Annotated in this window: 17 protein-coding genes; 11 read left to right on the top strand and 6 right to left on the bottom strand. The window is 63.8% G+C overall.

The window, feature by feature from the left end:
* The coding region (locus tag HA052_RS10715) for a fimbrial protein (RefSeq protein ID WP_166451921.1) at positions 1 to 890 on the bottom strand (890 nt) is incomplete at its 3' end.
* Positions 891 to 2,027: 1,137 nt separating this feature from the next.
* Between HA052_RS10715 and HA052_RS10710 the strand changes: the two genes are divergently transcribed.
* The gene (locus HA052_RS10710; protein ID WP_166451920.1) at positions 2,028 to 3,107 is read left to right on the top strand and encodes a hypothetical protein; all 1,080 of its coding nucleotides are present in this window, start codon (positions 2,028 to 2,030) and stop codon (positions 3,105 to 3,107) included.
* 62 nt (positions 3,108 to 3,169) lie between these two features.
* Here HA052_RS10710 and HA052_RS10705 read toward each other — a convergent pair whose 3' ends face one another.
* Positions 3,170 to 4,108 carry a LysR family transcriptional regulator gene (locus HA052_RS10705; protein ID WP_166451919.1) on the bottom strand — a complete coding sequence of 313 codons (939 nt, stop codon included), beginning with the start codon at positions 4,106 to 4,108 and terminating at the stop codon, positions 3,170 to 3,172.
* A gap of 192 nt (positions 4,109 to 4,300) precedes the next feature.
* Between HA052_RS10705 and HA052_RS10700 the strand changes: the two genes are divergently transcribed.
* The 7 genes from HA052_RS10700 to HA052_RS10670 all read left to right on the top strand — a co-directional run bounded on the left by HA052_RS10700 (position 4,301) and on the right by HA052_RS10670 (position 10,017).
* On the top strand, positions 4,301 to 5,002 hold the full coding sequence (locus HA052_RS10700; RefSeq protein WP_166451918.1) for a pirin family protein: 702 nt from the start codon (positions 4,301 to 4,303) through the stop codon (positions 5,000 to 5,002).
* Between the two features lie 150 nt (positions 5,003 to 5,152).
* Positions 5,153 to 5,548, top strand: a complete 396-nt coding sequence (locus HA052_RS10695; RefSeq protein WP_166451917.1) for a DUF3224 domain-containing protein — start codon at positions 5,153 to 5,155, stop codon at positions 5,546 to 5,548.
* A 112-nt stretch (positions 5,549 to 5,660) separates the two neighbouring features.
* The gene (gene glyA / locus HA052_RS10690; RefSeq protein ID WP_048409864.1) at positions 5,661 to 6,908 is read left to right on the top strand and encodes a serine hydroxymethyltransferase; all 1,248 of its coding nucleotides are present in this window, start codon (positions 5,661 to 5,663) and stop codon (positions 6,906 to 6,908) included.
* A gap of 127 nt (positions 6,909 to 7,035) precedes the next feature.
* On the top strand, positions 7,036 to 7,494 hold the full coding sequence (gene nrdR / locus HA052_RS10685; protein WP_019100637.1) for a transcriptional regulator NrdR: 459 nt from the start codon (positions 7,036 to 7,038) through the stop codon (positions 7,492 to 7,494).
* A 58-nt stretch (positions 7,495 to 7,552) separates the two neighbouring features.
* The gene (locus HA052_RS10680) at positions 7,553 to 8,092 is read left to right on the top strand and encodes a GNAT family N-acetyltransferase (RefSeq protein WP_166451916.1); all 540 of its coding nucleotides are present in this window, start codon (positions 7,553 to 7,555) and stop codon (positions 8,090 to 8,092) included.
* A 3-nt stretch (positions 8,093 to 8,095) separates the two neighbouring features.
* Positions 8,096 to 9,193 carry a bifunctional diaminohydroxyphosphoribosylaminopyrimidine deaminase/5-amino-6-(5-phosphoribosylamino)uracil reductase RibD gene (gene ribD / locus HA052_RS10675; RefSeq protein ID WP_166451915.1) on the top strand — a complete coding sequence of 366 codons (1,098 nt, stop codon included), beginning with the start codon at positions 8,096 to 8,098 and terminating at the stop codon, positions 9,191 to 9,193.
* Between the two features lie 176 nt (positions 9,194 to 9,369).
* On the top strand, positions 9,370 to 10,017 hold the full coding sequence (locus HA052_RS10670) for a hypothetical protein (protein WP_081551111.1): 648 nt from the start codon (positions 9,370 to 9,372) through the stop codon (positions 10,015 to 10,017).
* Positions 10,018 to 10,069: 52 nt separating this feature from the next.
* Here HA052_RS10670 and HA052_RS10665 read toward each other — a convergent pair whose 3' ends face one another.
* Positions 10,070 to 10,459 carry a nuclear transport factor 2 family protein gene (locus HA052_RS10665; protein WP_166451914.1) on the bottom strand — a complete coding sequence of 130 codons (390 nt, stop codon included), beginning with the start codon at positions 10,457 to 10,459 and terminating at the stop codon, positions 10,070 to 10,072.
* Between the two features lie 148 nt (positions 10,460 to 10,607).
* Here HA052_RS10665 and HA052_RS10660 point away from each other — a divergent pair, with 148 nt between their 5' ends.
* Positions 10,608 to 12,101, top strand: coding sequence for a carboxypeptidase M32 (locus tag HA052_RS10660; protein WP_166451913.1), 1,494 nt, complete (start codon positions 10,608 to 10,610; stop codon positions 12,099 to 12,101).
* 158 nt (positions 12,102 to 12,259) lie between these two features.
* On the opposite strand, the gene HA052_RS10655 is transcribed toward HA052_RS10660, so the two are convergent.
* The 3 genes from HA052_RS10655 to HA052_RS10645 form a co-directional block, all read right to left on the bottom strand.
* The gene (locus tag HA052_RS10655) at positions 12,260 to 13,138 is read right to left on the bottom strand and encodes an alpha/beta fold hydrolase (protein ID WP_166451912.1); all 879 of its coding nucleotides are present in this window, start codon (positions 13,136 to 13,138) and stop codon (positions 12,260 to 12,262) included.
* Between the two features lie 200 nt (positions 13,139 to 13,338).
* Positions 13,339 to 14,955, bottom strand: a complete 1,617-nt coding sequence (locus tag HA052_RS10650; protein ID WP_081551119.1) for an MFS transporter — start codon at positions 14,953 to 14,955, stop codon at positions 13,339 to 13,341.
* A 94-nt stretch (positions 14,956 to 15,049) separates the two neighbouring features.
* Complete coding sequence (locus HA052_RS10645; RefSeq protein WP_166451911.1) at positions 15,050 to 16,666, bottom strand: GMC family oxidoreductase; 1,617 nt, start codon at positions 16,664 to 16,666, stop codon at positions 15,050 to 15,052.
* Between the two features lie 163 nt (positions 16,667 to 16,829).
* Between HA052_RS10645 and HA052_RS10640 the strand changes: the two genes are divergently transcribed.
* Complete coding sequence (locus HA052_RS10640; protein ID WP_166451910.1) at positions 16,830 to 17,753, top strand: LysR family transcriptional regulator; 924 nt, start codon at positions 16,830 to 16,832, stop codon at positions 17,751 to 17,753.
* Positions 17,754 to 17,762: 9 nt separating this feature from the next.
* Positions 17,763 to 18,626: an AraC family transcriptional regulator gene (locus HA052_RS10635; protein WP_166451909.1), complete on the top strand. Its 864-nt coding sequence runs from the start codon at positions 17,763 to 17,765 to the stop codon at positions 18,624 to 18,626.
* Positions 18,627 to 18,655 lie beyond the last annotated feature (29 nt).

The raw sequence follows: 18,655 nt of genomic DNA, 5'->3' as shown, positions 1-18,655 counted from the left end.
CTTATCAGGTAGTGCGGCGCAGCGGGAGGGGAGGCTGACTCCAGCGACAGCTCGATTTTTCCGGCGGCGGGATTGGTGCACTGGATGGTGAAGCGACGTTGGATCGCGTGTTGGCCCGGCTCGCCGGGCCTGGCTAGCTGTTGCGGCGACAGCGCGCCAAAATCAAAGGTGGTGATTTGGCCGGCGGTCAGTTGGCAGTTTTGCGGCACGGTGACCGTGCCGCTTAAACTCACAGTGGCAATGGCTTTTCCGCGTTGGGGAGAATAATTGGCGCTGTCTATGCGGCCATGGATGTCAAACAGCTTGGTAAGGGGGATGCTCAGGCTGCCGACAAAGGGCTGTGTCAGCAATAAATGGATTTTTCCTGTGCGCCCAACTGAAAAATGGCTTGACAGGGCAACTCCCGGATTACACCACTTCACGTCATGCCCGCTACCGTCCTCAGCCTGAGAGGAAAACGGGACTGCCACATAGTTGGTTCCTCCCGGTATATGTAGTTCAGCGGCGATCTTCACCGCGTCAATGTCAGGGAGGCGATAAAAGTTTACCGCTTTACCATCGACTGTTCGAGTCTCTCTATTCGTAAGCCTGGAATTCATCACGGTTTCATAGTATTGCCTGTAGCTGACCGTGGTTCTTATTGGGCAGGCGTCACAGCTCGCTCTCAGAGAGTAGTCTTTTAGCCAGTTGGTCTTGATGCCAGGGTAGAGGGTGTTGGCGCTGGCGTTGTTCAGGCTTTGGGTAAAGTTGACGTTGATAGCTTGGGCGCCGCCGCTGGCCGGTGAGCAGGAGTAAGCCAAGACTGCGCTGGGTAGCAGGGCGAGGCTAAGCCACTGTGTCGCGGTGCGCCACAAGGTCGCTTGCTTGTCTGAAAATAGAAAAGTATCCATATAACCTCAATAAATATAGGGTTAATAGTGGTGATGGTCTCACTTTCCTTTTTCTTTGGACACCGTTCATGGTCTGCCCCCACTCCCTCATGAGCAATGGGTCAAGCCGCAGCATCTAAGAGCCTGTTTACGATCTTGCGAGCTAAGGCGAGACAAGGCGAAAACGGCTGAGAAAGCGGAATGTACAAGTGGTACATGAGCATTTCGAAGCGGCACTCACCGAGCCACGTTTCACGACGCGCAGCAGATCGTAAACAGGTTCTAAGGCCATCATGGCAAGGCTGGTCCGTGGATGACATGGCGGGGGAAGACAAGCGGGCCTACTTGGCGAGAGAAGTGCGAGGAAGAGTTGGGGATAAGGCCCGGCGCGGCAGATAGACCGCCATTGATATTTGTCATATTTCCTTAACCGGTTTCCGGATAGGATTCGGGCCGTGTGGTTTTTGTCGTGCGGCCCATTGTTTTTTGGGGCGCTGCAACCATCTGCTCCTCATTCGCCCGCCGCCGCTTTCCACTGGCGCGGCCTGGACTGTCCCCAGCCTCCCTGTTGCCGGCGGCATCTTAGTCTTGTTCATTTGTTTTCGAATCCAACAGTTCCATCCTATTTGTTTTCCTAAATTTTCACAAACGAAATCTGTTCTAATGCTATTAATCATAAGATTGGTTTATTTAAATCTAAATGGCATTCTTTGGGATGGGGCATAGATGGGCCGGGGTAGGGGAGAGATGGGGGAGAAGCAGAAAATGGAGAGGTTGATCGGCGCCGGCAGGCCAGTTCCCTGTCTACATGGATTTTAATAATTTTATTGATTTAACAGAAGCTTAGCGTTTGCTTAGCATGGAGAGGTGCGGGGGAAAGGCAAAAAAAAATGCGCGGTACCGTTAGGTCCGCGCCAAGTCTACAAAGGAGAAATAGAGGAGAAACTATCAAGAAGCAATTGCTGCATCTCAACGAGAACGAATTATCCAGATTGCGGTATCGAGTGTCAACATGTTGTTTTTCGCAAATGTGTGAAATTATAATTTTCTGTCGCGCATCTGGTACATCGCGGCCGAGGCCGCCGCTGTCGCGGCGCACCATGGCCGTCGCAGCTGTGCCAAAATAGCGGTTTTCCGATTGCCGCAGGATTCCCCTTCATGGACGCCGTACGCCACACCCTTCCCGATCCTCGCCAGTACCACCCGCAAGTGGCGCTGACCAATATGCTGATTCACAACGCCCAGTCGGCGCTGAACGCCAAGACCGAGTCCGATCGGGAAATGTGGTTCTCCGCGGTGCGCGATGCGATGGCCGAGATGCTGGCGCGCGGCGAACTGCTGTCCATTTCGGTGGCGCTGGCCATGGTACCGTCTCAGCAATGCTATCAATTGGTGTGGGACGCGCTGCGCGACGCGGTGGAAAACGCCGGCGGCGGCCGCGCCATCGTCTTCGCCATGCCGCTGGTGTTGGTGGCAGGCAGCAAGAGCCAGACCACGCTGCCCGGCGAGATTGCCGACGCGGCCGGCCTGAACCAGTTGCTGCGCGAACACGGCGTGTTCGCCGCCGACGCCGACGTCGCCCTGGGCGGCGCGTTATTGCATCCGGACAGCGTGGTGGGCTTGGATTCCGCCCAACTCTATAAGCTGTCCCGCGATCCTGCCCATGCGCGCGCGCTGTTGCCGCAACAGCCGGCGCCGATCACGGTGAAGGAAGAGGGCGTGTTCCTGCGCTACCTGCTGGGCGTCGCGATCCAGCCGGAAGGCGCTGAGCCGCCGCTGCGCCTGGGCGGCGCGGTGGGCGCTTGGGGCATGCCGCTGATGAAATTCCTGGGGGAGCAATTGAAAGCCGAGGGCGTGACGCTGTTCCCCATCGCCCGCCCGCCGATGCCGGCGATGCAGGCCATGGTGGCCGGCAACTACGCTCGCTTCGAGGTGGCGATGCAGGTGTTCGCCAGCAGCCAGATCCGCAGGCTGCGGGAACTGAACAAGGAGCCGGTGGCCATCCTGTCCGCTCACGACAACGGCGAGTTGCACATCACTCTGTCCGCAGAAGGCGACGAGCGCAATTGGGAAGCCTTCGTCTGGCCGCTGGCAGCATTGGACAATGTGCAGTTGATCGAGGAAAGCTTCCGCGAATTGATGGCGGAATGCCATGTGCGCGAGGTGCATGTGCTGCCGGAACTGCATCCAGACAGCAAGGATGGCGTGCCCCTGTTCTTCACCGCCGACGATTTGTAAGCCTCGTCCCGCCATTGTTCAATGGTCCAGCCCCGCCCTGAGCGGGGCTTTGTCATGGGGCTTCAGCGTTCCGCCTCCGGCTGCGGCCGCGCCCACGCCCACGGCGCGACGGCCAGCCGCGCCGCCAGATAGTCGATCAAGGCCTGTACCCGCGCCGGCCGGCTGCGGCCCGGCGGCGTCAGGATATAGAGTGCGATCGGGTCCACCTGCCAATCCATCATCACGGTTTCCAGTTCGCCGGCCTGCAAGTCTCGCCAGGCCAGGAATTCCGGCTGCAGCGCCAGGCCCAGGCCGGCGCGCAGAGCCGGCGTCAACGCCTCGGCGTTGTTGACCCGCAGCGGCGAGGGCATTTCCAGCGCGAACTCGCCTTCATCCGTGTGGCGGAAGCGCCAGAACTGGCCGCCAGGCGCGTTGCTGTACAACAGCGCGCGGTGTTCGGCCAGCTCGCGGGGATGGCGAGGCCGGCCGTGGCGTGCGAAATACGCCGGCGAGCCCACGAGAAGGATGCGCACCGCGCACAGGCGGCGGGCCAGCAGGCTGGAATCGGCCAGCGAGGCGATGCGCAGCGCCAGGTCCAGCCGTTTGGCCACCAGATCCACCTGTTCGTCGCTGAAATGGAAATCCAGCTCCACTTCCGGATGCCGCGCCATGAACTCCGGCAGCAGAGGCGCCAGATGGGACAAGCCAAAGGACATTGGCGCGGTCACCCGCACCGGCCCGCGCAAGCTGGTGGAGTGTTCAGCGATGTCCGCCTCCACCGCCTCGCCCTCCGCCAGGATGCGGCTGGCCCGCTCCAGCGCGGCGTGGCCGGCCTCGGTCAAGGACAGCCGCCGCGAGCTGCGGTGCAACAGCATGGTCTTCATCCGGGCTTCCAGGCGCGTGATGGCCTTGGACACCGTGGCTTGGGACAGCGTTAGCTCCGCGGCGGCGCGCGCGAAGGAGCCGCATTCCGCCACCTTGGCGAAAATCGCCCAGGCTTCCAGGTCGGGCAGTCGTTTCATAAATAGGCAGGAGTTGGATAGATTGATTCCAATTTTAGCGTTCAAAAATCAGTATGGCGCATTGATTGCATCAAAAATGGAAAGAATGCTATTCGATCCCTCGGCTTATCAGCCCCTGGCCCGCTGCGTATAGTGGCTGCATCGGACGCGTCGCCGCGCAGGCGGCGCCTCGCCACAATATTGGAGGACCATATGATCGAGCATCGTCCCTTCGCCGCCTTGGGCGGCGCCCATCATGGCAGGCTGGACGCCAAGCACCATTTCTCCTTTGCCGAATACCACGACCCGGCGCGCATGCACTGGGGCGCGCTGCGGGTATGGAACGACGACGTCATCGCGCCGGGCACCGGCTTCCCGCCGCATCCGCACGCGGACATGGAAATCGTCACCTATGTCCGCGAAGGCGCGATCAGCCACCGCGACAATCTGGGCAACCAGGGCCGCACCGAGGCCGGCGACGTGCAAGTGATGAGCGCCGGCCGCGGCATCGTGCATTCCGAATACAATCTGGAAGCCGTCGACACCCGCATCTTCCAGATCTGGATCATGCCGGAGCGACGCGGCGGGGACCCGTCCTGGGGTAGCAAGCCCTTTCCCAAGGCGGACCGCTCCGGCGCCTTCATCGCGCTGGCCAGCGGCATGGACGGCGACGATCAGGCCTTGCCCATCCGCGCCGACGCCCGCGTGCTGGGCGCCACCCTCAAAGCCGGCGAAAGCGCGGACTATCCGCTGGGCGCGGAGCGCCGCGGCTACCTGGTGCTGGCCCGCGGCCGGGCGGAAGTCAACGGCGTGGGGCTGCAAGCCCGCGACGGCGCGGCGATTAAGGACGAGGCGCTGTTGCGCATCGTCGCCAGCGAAGACGCCGAGCTGATTTTGGTGGATAGCCGGGAGTGACGGAAAGGGGGCTATTGCCCCCTTTTCTTATAAGGCTCTTGTTCGGGAGGGCGCGCGCCTATGAGTAGAACGAGGTTTATCGGCGAGCGCCATGCGCTATCATGACGATGGCTTGCCGCGCCGAGGCGGCGCCAACCTTGAGGAGACATAATGAAACCCATCGCCAGCGGCCGTTTCGACGTCAAGCTCGCCCCGGAGCCATTGAGCGAGACCGCCGCCTCCAGCGGTCTTGGCCGCCTGTCGCTGGACAAGCGTTTCCATGGCGACCTGGACGCGGTCAGCCAGGGCGAGATGCTGAGCTTTCGCAGCGCGGAGCCGGGTTCGGCCGGCTATGTCGCCATGGAGTGGGTGCAGGGCAGCCTGCATGGCCGCAAGGGTGGCTTTGTGCTGCAGCACAGCGCCACGACGACGCGCGGAACTGCCGAGCAAGCCATCATGGTGACGCCGGATTCCGGAACCGGTGAACTGAGCGGCATCAGCGGCTGCCTGCGCATCACGATCACCGCCGGCGAGCATTTTTACGACTTCGATTACACCCTGCCTTGAATGCGCGGCGGGGCGGATTTTCCCCCGCGACAATTGCTTCACGTTAAGGATTTCGCTCCGGCATTTCGTGTAGAATGCCCGCATCGTTAACCCTTTGATGGATGAGTCAAAGATGTTCGCTGCTGACCAGACGATTGCCAAATTCGACCCCGAACTCGCCGCCGCCATTGCGGCCGAGTGTCAACGCCAGGAAGATCACATCGAGTTGATCGCCTCGGAAAACTACACCAGCCCCGCGGTGATGGAAGCCCAGGGCTCCCAACTGACCAATAAGTACGCCGAAGGCTACCCGGGCAAGCGCTTCTACGGCGGTTGCGAACATGTGGACGTGGTGGAACAGCTCGCCATCGACCGCGTCAAGCAGCTGTTCGGCGCGGAATACGCCAACGTACAGCCGCACTCCGGCAGCCAGGCCAACCAGGCGGTGTACTTCTCCATCCTGAAGCCAGGCGACACCGTGATGGGCATGAACCTGGGCCATGGCGGCCACCTGACCCACGGCTCCCCGGCCAACCTGTCCGGCAAGATGTTCAACATCGTTGCTTACGGCCTGAACGACAAGGAAGAAATCGACTACGACGACATGGAACGCGTAGCGATGGAAACCAAGCCCAAGCTGATCATCGGCGGCGCTTCCGCTTACGCGCTGCGCTTCGACTTCGAGCGCATGGGTCAGATCGCCAAGAAGTGCGGCGCTTACTTCATGGTGGACATGGCGCATTACGCCGGTCTGATCGCCGCCGGCGTTTACCCGAACCCGGTGCCGTTCGCCGACTTCGTGACCTCGACCACCCACAAGACCCTGCGCGGTCCGCGCGGCGGCATCATCCTGGCCAAGGCCGAGTTCGAGAAGAGCATCAACAGCAATGTGTTCCCGACCCTGCAAGGCGGCCCGCTGGAGCACGTGATCGCCGCCAAGGCCGTGGCCTTCAAGGAAGCGCTGCTGCCCGAGTTCAAGGTGTATCAGGAACAAGTGCTGAAGAACGCCGCCATCATGGCCAAGACCCTGGGCGAGCGCGGCGTGCGCATCGTGTCCGGCCGCACCGAGAGCCATGTGTTCCTGGTGGACCTGCGCGCCAAGGGCCTGACCGGCAAGGCCGCCGACGCGCTGCTGGGCCGCGCTCACATCACCGTGAACAAGAACGCGATTCCGAATGATCCGGAAACCCCGTTCGTGACCTCAGGCATCCGCATCGGCTCCCCGGCCATCACCACCCGTGGCTTCAAGGAAGCCGAAGCCATCCAGGTGGCCAACTTGGTGGCGGACGTGCTGGACAACCCGAACGACGACGCGCTGATCGCCCGCGTAGCGGAGCAAGCCACCGCGCTGTGTCACCGTTTCCCGGTGTACGCCAAATAAGCCAAGCTGGTCTTGGTCGCTGAAAGACGCCCTCAGGGGCGTCTTTTTCATGGGCGGGCGATAGCGGCATTAACTTGACTGCGCATTGCTGATAACATCCCTACATTGGAACCCTTAGGATTAAGTCATGAAATGCGCGTTCTGCGGCAATGCCGATACTCAGGTAATCGACTCCCGCGTCAGTGAGGACGGCAGCAGCATCCGGCGGCGGCGGCGCTGCCCGGTGTGCGAGAAGCGTTTCACGACTTTTGAAACCGCCGACGTGCGCATGCCGCAGGTGGTGAAAACCGCCGGCCATCGTTCGGAATTCGACATCGAGAAAGTGCGCACCAGCTTCCTGCGCGCGCTGCACAAGCGCCCGGTGCCCACCGCGCTGGTGGACGAAGCGATAGACCGCATCTGTCACAAGCTGCTGCAACTGGGCGAGCGCGAAGTGTCCAGCCGCGAGATCGGCGAAATGGTGATGAACGAACTGGCGCGTCTGGACAAGGTGGCCTATGTGCGTTTCGCCTCGGTCTACCGCAGCTTTCAGGACGTGTCCGAGTTTTCCGACGCGATCAAGGAAATCCAGAAGTCTTCGCATTGACCGCCCGGCGGGAGGCTGGAGTAGACTGCTCCATTCTTCCGTCATCGCGGGTGCCTGCATGCCTGAACCCCTGCCTACCCATGTTTCGCTGAGCGCGCCGGAGCTGTCCGACGCGCCGGCGCTGTTCGCCTTGATCAACGCCAACCGCGATGCGCTGCGGCCGTGGATGCCGTGGGAGCCGCTGACCCGCTCCGAGTCCGACTCCCGCGCCTTCCTGCAGTCCGCCGCCGCCAGCCGCCAGGCCGGCACCGCCTATACTTGGCTGGTGTTGCGAGATGGCGCGCTGGCCGGCGTTTGCGATCTGCACGCCATCGACGCCTTGAACCGCCATGCCTTCGTCGGCTATTGGCTGGACCGCCGCCAGGTGGGGCAGGGCGTGATGCAGGCGGCGCTGACGCAACTGCTGACCGAAGCTTTCGGCCCGCTGGGCCTGCACCGGGTGGCGATAGACGCGGCGGCGGACAATCACCGCAGCTGCGCGGTGGCGGAGCGGCTGGGCTTCCGCTACGAAGGCGTGCTGCGTGAATACCTGCTGCTGCAAGGCCGCTACTGCGACGCCAGGCAGTACAGCTTGTTGGCTCATGAATGGAAGCAATGAAACATGAACGACTCCGCCGATGACCATCGTTACATGCAGCAAGCGCTGCGGCTGGCCGCCGCGGCTACCCGCCGCGCCGCGCCCAATCCGGGTGTGGGCTGCGTGTTGGTGCGCGACGGCGCGGTGATCGGAGAGGGAGCCACCCTGCAAGTGGGTGGCGATCACGCGGAAATCCAGGCGATCAAGGACTGCCTGTCGCGCGGCCTGTCCCCGCGCGGCGCCACCGCCTACGTCACGCTGGAACCATGCAGCCACCACGGTCGCACCCCGCCTTGCGCGCGGCGTTTGATCGACGAGGGCGTGGCCCGGGTGGCGGCGGCGATGGTAGACCCCTACCACGAAGTGTCCGGCCGCGGGTTGGCCATATTGCGGGCCGCCGGCGTAGACGCCGACGCCGGGCTGATGGAGGCGGAGGCGCGGCAAGTGCATCGCGGCTTCCTGTCCAGAGTTGAGCGCGGCCGCCCGTGGGTCATGCTCAAGGCCGCCGCCACCCTGGACGGCAAGACCGCCTTGCTCAACGGCCGCAGCCAGTGGATCACCGGCCCGGAGGCGCGACGCGATGTGCACCGTTTGCGCGCCGAACATTGCGCGGTGCTCACCGGCAGCGGCACCGTGCTGGCCGACAATCCGCAACTGACGGTGCGAGAAGTCCCCTGCGAGCGCCAGCCGCTGCGCGTGGTGCTGGACAGCGATCTGCGAACCGAGCCGACGCAGCGCATCTACCAGGACGGAAGCACTTTGCTGGCCACCTGCGACCATGAGGAAGAGCGCCTGGGGCCTTATCGCGCCGGCGCGGAGATACTGACCTTGCCGCGGCAGGCCGACGGCCATGCCAATCTGCCGGCCTTGCTGGCGTCCCTGGCTCAGCGCGGCGTCAATATGCTGATGGTGGAAGCGGGCGCCGGCCTCAACGGCGCGCTGCTGCGCGCCGGGCTGGTGGACGAGATCGTGCTTTATCTGGCGCCGTCGCTGGCCGGCGACGCCGCGCGCGGCCTGTTCGCCTGGCCGCCGTTGGAAGACCTGGCCGACAAGCAGAAGCTGAACATCCGCGACGCGCGGATGGTGGGGGCGGATTTGCGTTTGAGCCTGACGCCGACCTGAAAAGCTGTTTCCAGTCCGCCGCGTTTGGAAGAACGCCGACGTCGCCGCGAATCCCGTCTGGAGTCTGCAACATTTCTGTCCGAAAATAAGAACAGTCCGCCGGCTGTGCCGAAGAGCGCGAGCGGCGAGGGGAAGGGTAAGACCGAAACGGCTTACGGGAGGGCTGGGGAAAGGGCATGAGCGATTTGAAGGCGGCGCTGGAGGCTTATATGCGATTGCTGGCGCGTCAGGGCGCGCCGGCCCAGGTGATCGACGAGAGGCGTCGCATTTTGGAGCAGATGTTGCCCTGGCTGGATGGCGTCGAGCGCAGCGCGGAAGGCTTTCGCGTCCCTTGCGAGCGTTTGTTGCAGGCCTGTGCGCCGGATGAACAGGTGCTGGCGCTGACCTGTACCCGCGAGTTCTATTACTTCTGGCTGGGCGATACCAAGAAAGTGGTGGAAATCACCGCGCGCAGCGGCTTTTCGGTGCGTAATGTGCGGGTGTGGCTGGAGACGGACTGGGAAGGCTTGCTGATGCGGATGGAGAGCGACGGCTTTTCCCGCTTTCCGCCGTCGCTGGGTCTTTACTTGGGCAAGCTGTTCGAGGACGGCATGTCCGAGCCGGACATCCATCTGCGCGAGCGCCTGCTCAAATCCCTGCTCTATCTATTGGACGGCCAGCCCATTCAGGGCGACAGCTTCCGCATGATGGTGGACGCGGTGCTGCTGCATCTGCGCGAGGCGGAGCTGAAAAACACCTTTCTGCTGCTGGTGCGCGAGTACTTCTATTACTGGCATCAATTCCCGCAAGCCCAGGCGCGCAACGCCGGCCAGCCGGCGGCTTGAGGCGGACTGACCGGTTTGCTATTCCATTCCAGATGCTTCCACCGCCGTAGCCTCAAGCCGGCTGCGCGGCTTCCAGCCTGGCCCGGCCCGGCAAGCCCGCGCGCCAGGCCGGCGGCGCTTCGGCGCTGGCCCAGTATTCCTCGATCTGGCTGATCAGCCCGTGTTCCAGCGTGAACAGGGAATTGGCGAAGTAGCGCGCCGTGCCGTGGTCTACCTGAGCCACCACGTGCCAGCGGCCGTCGGCTAGCAGATTGTCCTGCAGCAGGCGTATGCTCCAGCCCTCCGGATAAACGCGGTTGACGTGGACGATGGCGTCCGCGCCGCGAAAGCACTCGCCGCTGCAGTGCCACAGCATCACGGCGTCGTCGCGCAGTAGGCGGCGCGCGCGTTCCCAGTCGCGGTCCTGGTAGGCGAGAAAGAGTTGGGCGGCGATGGATGGCATGATTTTACCTCATGCTAGTCATGGGGTTTTGATAATGTACAAAATCAAAATCCTTGTCAATACGCGGCTTTGGCGGGTTTTGGGGCGGAAGTTGTCAGATCAAATAGTCTGATGGCATCATGCTTTTACGACTAGATGAGGAGACAAGATGACACACACATCCGCCTACCAGGCTTTAACCCACACTTTCGCCCGCCTGCACCGCTTTAGCCACCTCGGCGCCATCGCCGGCTGGGACCAGGCGGCGATGATGCCGAGCAAGGGCAACGACGCCCGTGCCGCCGCGCTGGCGGAGCTGGGGGTGCTGACTCACGGCATCATCACCGCGCCGCAGCTGAAGGAGCAGCTGGACGCGGCGGAACAGGAAAACCTGGACGAGCTGCAACGCGCCAATCTGCGTGAGATGCGCCGCGAATGGGCGCAGGCCAATCTGCTGCCGGCGGAGCTGGTGGAGGCCAAGACCCTGGCCGGCGCGCGCTGCGAGCACGCCTGGCGCAGCCAGCGCCCGGCCAATGACTGGAAGGGCTTTCTGGAAAACCTGCGCGAGGTGGTCAAACTGTCGCGCGAGGAGGGTCGCTTGCTGGCCGAGGCCAGCGGCGGCAGCCGTTACGACGCGTTGATGGACAAGTACGAGCCGGGGATGAAGAGCGCGGAGATCGAGCGCATTTTCACCGAGGTGAAGTCCTGGCTGCCGGGCCTGATCGACCGCGCGCGCGCCAAGCAGGCGTCGGAAACGGTGATCGAGCCGGTGGGGCCGTTCGCGGTGGCGCAGCAGCGCGCGCTGGGCGTGGAGGCGATGAAGCTGCTGCGCTTCGACTTCGACGGCGGCCGGCTGGATGTCAGCAGCCATCCCTTCTGCGGCGGGGTGCCGGAGGATGTGCGCATCACCACCCGCTACCGCGACGATGATTTCGTCCAGAGCCTGATGGGCATCGTCCACGAAACCGGCCACGCGCGTTACGAGCAGAACCTGCCCAAGGACTGGTTGGAGCAGCCGCTGGGCCGCGCGCGTTCCATGGGTATCCATGAAAGCCAGAGCCTGTCCTTTGAGATGCAACTGGGCCGCAGTCCGGCTTTCCTGCAATTGATCGCGCCGTTGATCCGCAGCCATTTCGGCGAGCAGCCGGCGTTTGCGCTGGATAATCTGCAGCGCTTGTACAGCCGGGTGCAACCGGGTTACATCCGCGTGGACGCGGACGAATTGTGCTATCCGGCGCATGTGATCCTGCGTTTCGAGATCGAGCGCGCGCTGATGGACGGCGAGATCGAGGCCGAGGACATTCCGGCGCTGTGGGACGAGAAGATGATGGCCTACCTGGGCGTGGACACCCGCGGCAATTACACCAATGGCTGCATGCAGGACATCCACTGGACCGACGGAGGCTTTGGCTATTTCCCCAGCTACACGCTGGGCGCGATGTACGCGGCGCAGTATTTCGCCAGCCTGCGCCGCGCTGAGCCGGAGCTGGACGCTAAGGTGGCGGCCGGCAATCTGGAGCCCATCTTCAATTGGCTGAACGCCAATATCTGGAGCCAGGGCAGCCGTTGGAGCACGGACGAGCTGGTGCGTCGCGCCACGGGCGAGACGCTGAACCCGGCGCACTTCAAGGCGCACCTGGAGAGGCGTTATTTAGGTGTTTGATTTGGTAGGAAGCCATGAAAAGCGCGGCTTGGCCGCGCTTTTTTTAGACCCGCTAACAAAACCCCTGATCCTGCGTTGCGCCTCCTTGTCGTACTACTCGTACTGCCTGCGTCGGCGCGCCTTGGCTCAGGTTCTCTGCGAGGTTTTGTGAGCGGTTCTTATTGGGGTTGGCTGAAAAAGGCGTGGATCGCCGCCGCTAGCGTTTCCGGCTGTTCCCATTGCAGCATGTGGCCGGCGTCGGCGATCACGGTTTCCTGGAGTTGGGCGAAGCAGGCGCGCCGCTGCGCCATGCTGGCTGCCACGCTCTTGGCCAGCGGGTGATCGTCGGTGTCGCCGCCCAGCGCCCACAGCACCGGCGCGCTGATGCGCTGCCAGCAAGCCATCGCTTCTTCCAGCCGGTAGAGGACCGGGTTGACCATTTTGTGGCGCGGATCGGCTCGGTAGTAGAGGCCGTCTTCCCGCTGCCGGGTCAGTTCGCGCGCCAGCCATTGAGCTCGCTCCGGCATCAGTTTTGGGTTGCGCTCCAGCAGCTTGGCGGCGACGGCGTCCAGCGATTGCAAGTCGCCGAACTCGGGCGCGGCGCGGGTTTCGCGCAGCCAGCGCGCGTAGCGGCCCGGCGCTTCCGCCGGCTTGGTGGCGGCCAGGCCGAAGCCTTCGGCCAGCACCAGCTTTTCTATGCGCTCGGGGCGAATGCCGGCGTAGATGCCGGCGACCATGGCGCCCATGCTGTGGCCCAACAACTTGACCGGCTGTTGCGGCGACAGCGCGTCCAGCAGCGCGTCGAGGTCGGCCAGGTAGTCGGGAAAGTAGTAGCTGCCGTCGTTCCAGTCGCTGTCGCCGAAGCCGCGCCAGTCCGGCGCCGCCACTTGCCAGCCGTCCGGCAGCGCGTCCACCAGGAATTGGAAGGTGGCGGAGCTGTCCATCCATCCGTGCAGCAGCACCAGCAGCGGCGCGTCGCTAGGGCCCCAGCGGCGCAGGTGATAGCGGTGGCGGTTGAGGGTCAGGGTTTCGGACTGGCTGAGGCGTTGAATCGGCATGGCGGCGCGGGCGGTGGGACGAAAGCCCCAGTCTAACCAGAAACACGGCGAACCGGGAGGTCCGCCGTGTGCGTGGGAAGGGCGCTTAGAGTCACTAACAAAACCGCGCAGCGTACCTGAGCCAAGGCGCGCCGACGCAGGCAGTACAAATAGTACGACAAGGAGGCGCAACGCAGGATCAGGGGTTTTGTTAGCGAGTCTTATTGATGGATGTCGGCCTTATGAGTCTCCTTCAAGCCCAGCAGGCAGACCACGAAGCTGACGCTGTAGACGATGACCGGGTACCACAGGCCGTAGAGGATGTCGCCGGTGTAAACCACCAGCGAGAACGCCACGGTGGGGAACAGGCCGCCTATCCAGCCGTTGCCGATATGGTAGGGCAGCGACATCGAGGTGTAGCGGATGCGGGTGGGGAACAGTTCTACCATGGTAGCGGCCAGCGGGCCGTAGACCATGGCGGCGATCAGGCTGAGCAGCACCAGCACCGCCACCACCATCGGGTAGTTGATCTTGTCCGGATCGGCCTTGTCCGGGTAGCCGGCCTGTTTCAGCGCGGCCAGCAGCGCGGTCTTGTCGAAGCCGGTCAGCGTCTGCTCGCCCACCTTGATCCGGGTTTCGCCGCCGGCGGACGCCGCCTCGCGTTGGTAGGGCACGCCGTTCTTGGCCAGCAGGGCCTTGGCCTGGTCGCAGCTAGTGTTGAGCTTGGCCTTGCCCACCGGGTCGAACTGGAAGCGGCAGCTGGCTGGGTCCGCCACCACCACCACCGGCGACTGGCGCGCGGCGTTGGCGATGTCCGGGCTGGCGTAGGCGGTCAGCCATTTGAAGGCGGGAAAGGTCAGCAAGGCCGCCAGCAGCAGGCCGGTCAACATCACCGGTTTGCGGCCGATGCGGTCGGACAGGTAGCCGAAGTACAGGAATAGCGGCGCGGCGATTACCAGGGAGGCCACCAGCAGCTGGGTGGCGATTTGCGAGTCGACCTTGAGAATCTGGGTGAGGAAGAACAGCGAATAGAACTGCGCGCAGTAGAAGGTGACCGCCTGGCCGCCGTTGATGCCGAACAGGGCGGTGAGCACGATGCGCAGGTTCTTCCAGTTGGTGAAGGATTCGGTCAGCGGCGCCTTGGAGTGTTTGCCTTCGGCCTTCATTTTGAGGAAGGCCGGCGACTCATGCATCGACAACCGGATCCAGGTGGAGATGGCCAGCAGCGCCAGCGACAGCAGGAAGGGCAAGCGCCAGCCCCAGTCGTCAAAGGCCGGGCCGGTGAGCTTGCGGCAGGCCAGGATCACCAGCAGGGACAGCAGCAGGCCGGCGGTGGCGGTGACCTGGATCCAGCTGGTGTAGGCGCCGCGTTTGTGGTCCGGCGCGTGTTCGGCCACGTAGATGGCCGCGCCGCCGTATTCGCCGCCTATCGCCAGGCCCTGCAACATGCGCAGCACCACCAGCAAGATGGGCGCGGCGATGCCTATGCTGGCGTAGCCGGGCAGCAGGCCCACCAGAAAGGTGGAGACGCCCATGATCAGAATGGTGGCGAGAAAGGTGTATTTGCGGCCTATCATGTCGCCCAGCCGGCCGAACAGCAGCGCGCCGAACGGCCGTACCAGGAAGCCGGCGGCGAAGGTCATCAGCGCGAAGATGAAGGCGGTGGTTTCATTGACGCCGGCGAAGAACTGTTTGCTGATCACCGCGGCCAGCGCGCCGTACAGGAAAAAGTCGTACCACTCGAAAACGGTGCCCAGCGACGAGGCGAAGATCACTTTGCGCTCGGAGCTGCTGATCGTGTGTCCCGCCGTGGCGGCGGGCGTCAGGGTGCTGCTCATGGTGCTGTCTCCTCTTGGTGTGGCTTTGCGACAAGTTGTGGGTCGGGAAGTGGGCTTCCTCTGTTTGGGTGGGTACGATGTTGCGCGGGGCCGCTCAGTCCGGCGCGGCGCGGTCTTGCAAAATCATGCGGGCGGCTTTTTCCGCGATCATCAGCGTGGGCGAGTTGGTGTTGCCCGAGGTGATGGCGGGCATGATGGAGGCGTCCGCCACTCTCAATCCGGATAGTCCGTGAACGCGCAGTCTGGCATCGACCACCGCATCGGTATCCTGTCCCATTTTGCAGGTGCCTACCGGATGGAAAATGGTGGTGCCGATGCGGCCGGCGGCGGCGGCAAGCTCCTCGTCGCTCTGGGCGGCGAGGCCGGGCAGGTATTCTTCCGGGCTGTAGCGCGCCAGCGCCGGCGCGGCGACGATGCGCCGGGTCAGCCGCAGCGCGGCCACCGCGACGGCGCGGTCCCGCGGATGGCTGAGGTAGTTGGGCTGGATCAGCGGGGAGGCGTCCAGCCCCGCGCCGCCGATGGCGACCCGGCCGCGGCTGAGGGGGCGCAGGTCGCACACCGAGGCGGTGAAGGCGGGGAAGGGGTGCAGCGGTTCGCCGAAGCGTTCCAGCGACAGCGGTTGCACGTGGTATTCCAGATTGGCGCGCGGCTGCTCCACATCGGATTTGGCGAAGGCGCCCAACTGGCTGGGGGCCATCGCCAGCGGGCCGCTGCGCCGCCACAGGTATTCCCAGCCCATGGCCAGCTTGCCGGTCCAGCTATTGGCCAGCTGGTTCAGCGTGCGGGCGCCGCTGACCTTGAACACCATGCGCAGTTGCAGATGGTCTTGCAGATTGGCGCCGACGCCGGGCAGCGAATGGCGCACGGCGACGCCGTGTTCTTGCAGCAGCGCGGCGGGACCGATGCCGCTGCGCTGCAACAAAAGCGGGGAGCCGACCGCGCCGGCGGCCAGGATGATTTCGCCGCGGCAGCGTGCTTGCCAGCGCTGCCGCTGTTGCAGGAATGCCATACCGGCGGCGCGGCCGTCCTCCAGCAGCAGGGTTTCCGCCTCGGCATGGGTCAGTACGGTGAGATTGGGGCGCTGGCGCGCGGGCCGCAGAAAGGCCTTGGCGGTATTCCAGCGCAGCCCGCCGCGCTGGTTGACTTCAAAATAGCCGCAGCCGGCGTTGTCCCCGCGGTTGAAGTCGTCCACCGGGGCGATGCCGCTCTGTTCCGCCGCGTCGCGGAAAGCGTCCAGGATCTCCCAGGACAGCCGCTGCCGTTCCACCCGCCATTCGCCGCCGTGGCCGTGCTGGGCGCGGGCGCTGTCGAAGTGGTCCTCCATGCGCAGGAAGTCCGGCAGCACCTCGTCCCAGCTCCAGCCGGGGCAGCCCTGCGCCGCCCAGCCGTCGTAGTCCGCGGCCTGGCCGCGCATATAGATCATGCCGTTGATCGAGGAACAGCCGCCCAGCACCTTGCCGCGCGGGTAGTTGAGGCTGCGCCCGCCCAGGCCGGCTTCGGGCGCGGTGCGCAGGCACCAGTCGGTGCGCGGATTGCCGATGCAGTAGAGGTAGCCCACCGGGATGTGTATCCACGGATAATTGTCCTCGCCGCCGGCCTCCAGCAGCAGCACGCGGTGCCGCGGATTGAGCGACAGGCGGTTGGCCAGCAGGCAACCGGCGCTGCCCGCGCCGACGATGATGTAGTCGAATGTGTCCGCCAATGCCTGCATGCCGCGCTTTCCTATGACGTCTGTATCGCCACCATATAAGATCAAGCCGGACCCTGCTGGGAATAGCCAGAGAGGAACAATGGCTGTTAGTTTTCTAACAGCGGTGCAATTGAAGCTTGTCATATTTGTGTGCAAGCGCACCATAAACGCGGGGGAGGGAGCGATGTTCGACTGGAACGACATCCGTTATTTTCTGGCCTTGCAGCGCAGCGGCAAGTTGCTGGCGGCGGCCCGGCAACTGCGCACCACGCATGCGACGGTGGCCCGGCATATCGAACAATTGGAGCGGCAGCTGGGCCAGCCGCTGTTCGTGCAGCAGCCGGACGGCTATCAATTGACCGCGGCCGGCCGGCAACTGCTGCCGCTGGCCGAGCAACTGGAAAACACCGCGTCGCGGATGCAGGACGAGGCGCGGGTGGGGCATGTGGAGGTAGCCGGCCTAGTGCGCTTGGGCGCGCCGGAAGGCTTGGGCTCCTTGTTCCTATCGCGGCACCTGCCGCGGCTGATGGCGAGCTATCCGGCGCTGGAGGTTGATCTGGTGTCCGTGCCGCGTTTCGTCAGCATCACCAATCGCGAGGTGGACATCGCCATCGCGCTGGAGCGGCCACAGGCCAATATGGTGGTGACGCGCAAGTTGACTGATTACTGCCTGGGCCTGTACGCGACGCCGGCCTATCTGGACGGGCATGAGCCCATCCGCGAGCGCGAGGACCTGGCCGGGCATCCCATCGTCGGTTATGTCGACGATTTGCTGTTCTCGCGCGAGCTGATGTTTCACCGCGGCCTGTGCCGCAACCCGCTGATTCATCTGCGCTGCACCAGCGTGGTGGGCCAGCAGCAGGCGGCGCTGGCCGATGGCGGCATCGCGGTGTTGCCGTATTATCTGACCTACGACGACGCGCGGCTGCGTCAGTTGCTGCCGGAGCTGCGCATCATCCGCTCTTACTGGATCAGCGGCCGCAGCGACATCCGACGCACGCTGCGCTACCGCGTGGTGTGGGATTTCGTGGTGGAGTTGTGCCAGAGCATGCAATGGCTGCTGCTGCAACAGCCAACTCAGCAAAACGAATCAATTGATGCGGGATAAGCTCACTTCATGAGAACGCTCTATCGCAACGGCGGCCCGGATTCGCCGTATTTGTCGCGGATGCTGCGGGTGCTGGACTACCTGTGGCGCCATCTGGATGGGCCGGTACCGCTGGAAAGGTTGGCGGAGGAGGCCTGCTTGTCGCCCTTTCACTTTCACCGCGTGTATCGCGGCCTGATGGCCGAAACGGTGGGAGAGACCCGGCAGCGGCTGTTGCTGCATCGCGCGGCCGGGCAGTTGGACGGCGGCTCGCTCCCTTTGTCTAGGGTGGCGGCGCGCGCCGGCTATGGAGGCACCGCGGCTTTCGTCCGCGCCTTCGCCAGGGCTTACGGCGAGAGTCCGGGCCGCTATCGCCAGCGCAGAGCGTTCATTTCTAGGCAAGACTGGGAGACCGTTATGCATGAAGTGACATTGCTCAAGCAGGATAAGGGGTTGAAGGTGCTGATGCGCCGCCATATTGGCAGTTATATGGAGATCGGCCAGGCCTTCGGCGCTTTGCAGGCCATCAGCCCGGGCTGCGCAGTCGGCGACGCGCCAGGTCGCGTATTCGGGATGTATCTGGATGATACGGAACAGACGGAGGAGGCCAAGCTGCGTTCCATCGCCTGCGTGACGGTGCCGGATTCCTGGCAGGAGCGGCCGCTGCCGGATGGGTTTGAGTGGGGGGAGATTCCCGCCGGAGAGTACGCTTGCGTGACGCATCAGGGACCGTACGCGGAGCTGTCCACGGCTTGGTCCTGGCTGTACCGGCACTGGCTGCCCGGCAGCGGGCGCGAGCTCGGCGAGGTGCCGTGCGTGGAAGAGTATTTGAATTCGCCTTACGACAATCCGCCCACCGCCTTGCGCACTCGGCTGATGTTGTCGCTGGTCTGAGAACCTGTTTACGATCTGCTGCGCGTCGG

It is taken from the genome of Chromobacterium fluminis, assembly GCF_011602385.1.
Taxonomy (GTDB): domain Bacteria; phylum Pseudomonadota; class Gammaproteobacteria; order Burkholderiales; family Chromobacteriaceae; genus Chromobacterium; species Chromobacterium fluminis.
The sequence above is the reverse complement of the archived record's forward strand: the minus strand, read 5'-3'. Positions and strand labels throughout refer to the sequence as shown.

Bases quoted from the DNA above. Each gene is read 5' to 3' on its own strand.
- HA052_RS10645 (WP_166451911.1), bottom strand. From the start codon at position 16,666: ATGCAGGCATTGGCGGACACATTCGACTACATCATCGTCGGCGCGGGC.
- HA052_RS10650 (WP_081551119.1), bottom strand. From the start codon at position 14,955: ATGAGCAGCACCCTGACGCCCGCCGCCACGGCGGGACACACGATCAGC.
- HA052_RS10670 (WP_081551111.1), top strand. From the start codon at position 9,370: ATGAGCGATTTGAAGGCGGCGCTGGAGGCTTATATGCGATTGCTGGCG.
- HA052_RS10705 (WP_166451919.1), bottom strand. From the start codon at position 4,108: ATGAAACGACTGCCCGACCTGGAAGCCTGGGCGATTTTCGCCAAGGTG.
- HA052_RS10680 (WP_166451916.1), top strand. From the start codon at position 7,553: ATGCCTGAACCCCTGCCTACCCATGTTTCGCTGAGCGCGCCGGAGCTG.
- HA052_RS10695 (WP_166451917.1), top strand. From the start codon at position 5,153: ATGAAACCCATCGCCAGCGGCCGTTTCGACGTCAAGCTCGCCCCGGAG.
- HA052_RS10640 (WP_166451910.1), top strand. From the start codon at position 16,830: ATGTTCGACTGGAACGACATCCGTTATTTTCTGGCCTTGCAGCGCAGC.
- HA052_RS10655 (WP_166451912.1), bottom strand. From the start codon at position 13,138: ATGCCGATTCAACGCCTCAGCCAGTCCGAAACCCTGACCCTCAACCGC.
- HA052_RS10710 (WP_166451920.1), top strand. From the start codon at position 2,028: ATGGACGCCGTACGCCACACCCTTCCCGATCCTCGCCAGTACCACCCG.
- glyA (WP_048409864.1), top strand. From the start codon at position 5,661: ATGTTCGCTGCTGACCAGACGATTGCCAAATTCGACCCCGAACTCGCC.
- ribD (WP_166451915.1), top strand. From the start codon at position 8,096: ATGAACGACTCCGCCGATGACCATCGTTACATGCAGCAAGCGCTGCGG.
- HA052_RS10665 (WP_166451914.1), bottom strand. From the start codon at position 10,459: ATGCCATCCATCGCCGCCCAACTCTTTCTCGCCTACCAGGACCGCGAC.
- nrdR (WP_019100637.1), top strand. From the start codon at position 7,036: ATGAAATGCGCGTTCTGCGGCAATGCCGATACTCAGGTAATCGACTCC.
- HA052_RS10635 (WP_166451909.1), top strand. From the start codon at position 17,763: ATGAGAACGCTCTATCGCAACGGCGGCCCGGATTCGCCGTATTTGTCG.
- HA052_RS10700 (WP_166451918.1), top strand. From the start codon at position 4,301: ATGATCGAGCATCGTCCCTTCGCCGCCTTGGGCGGCGCCCATCATGGC.
- HA052_RS10660 (WP_166451913.1), top strand. From the start codon at position 10,608: ATGACACACACATCCGCCTACCAGGCTTTAACCCACACTTTCGCCCGC.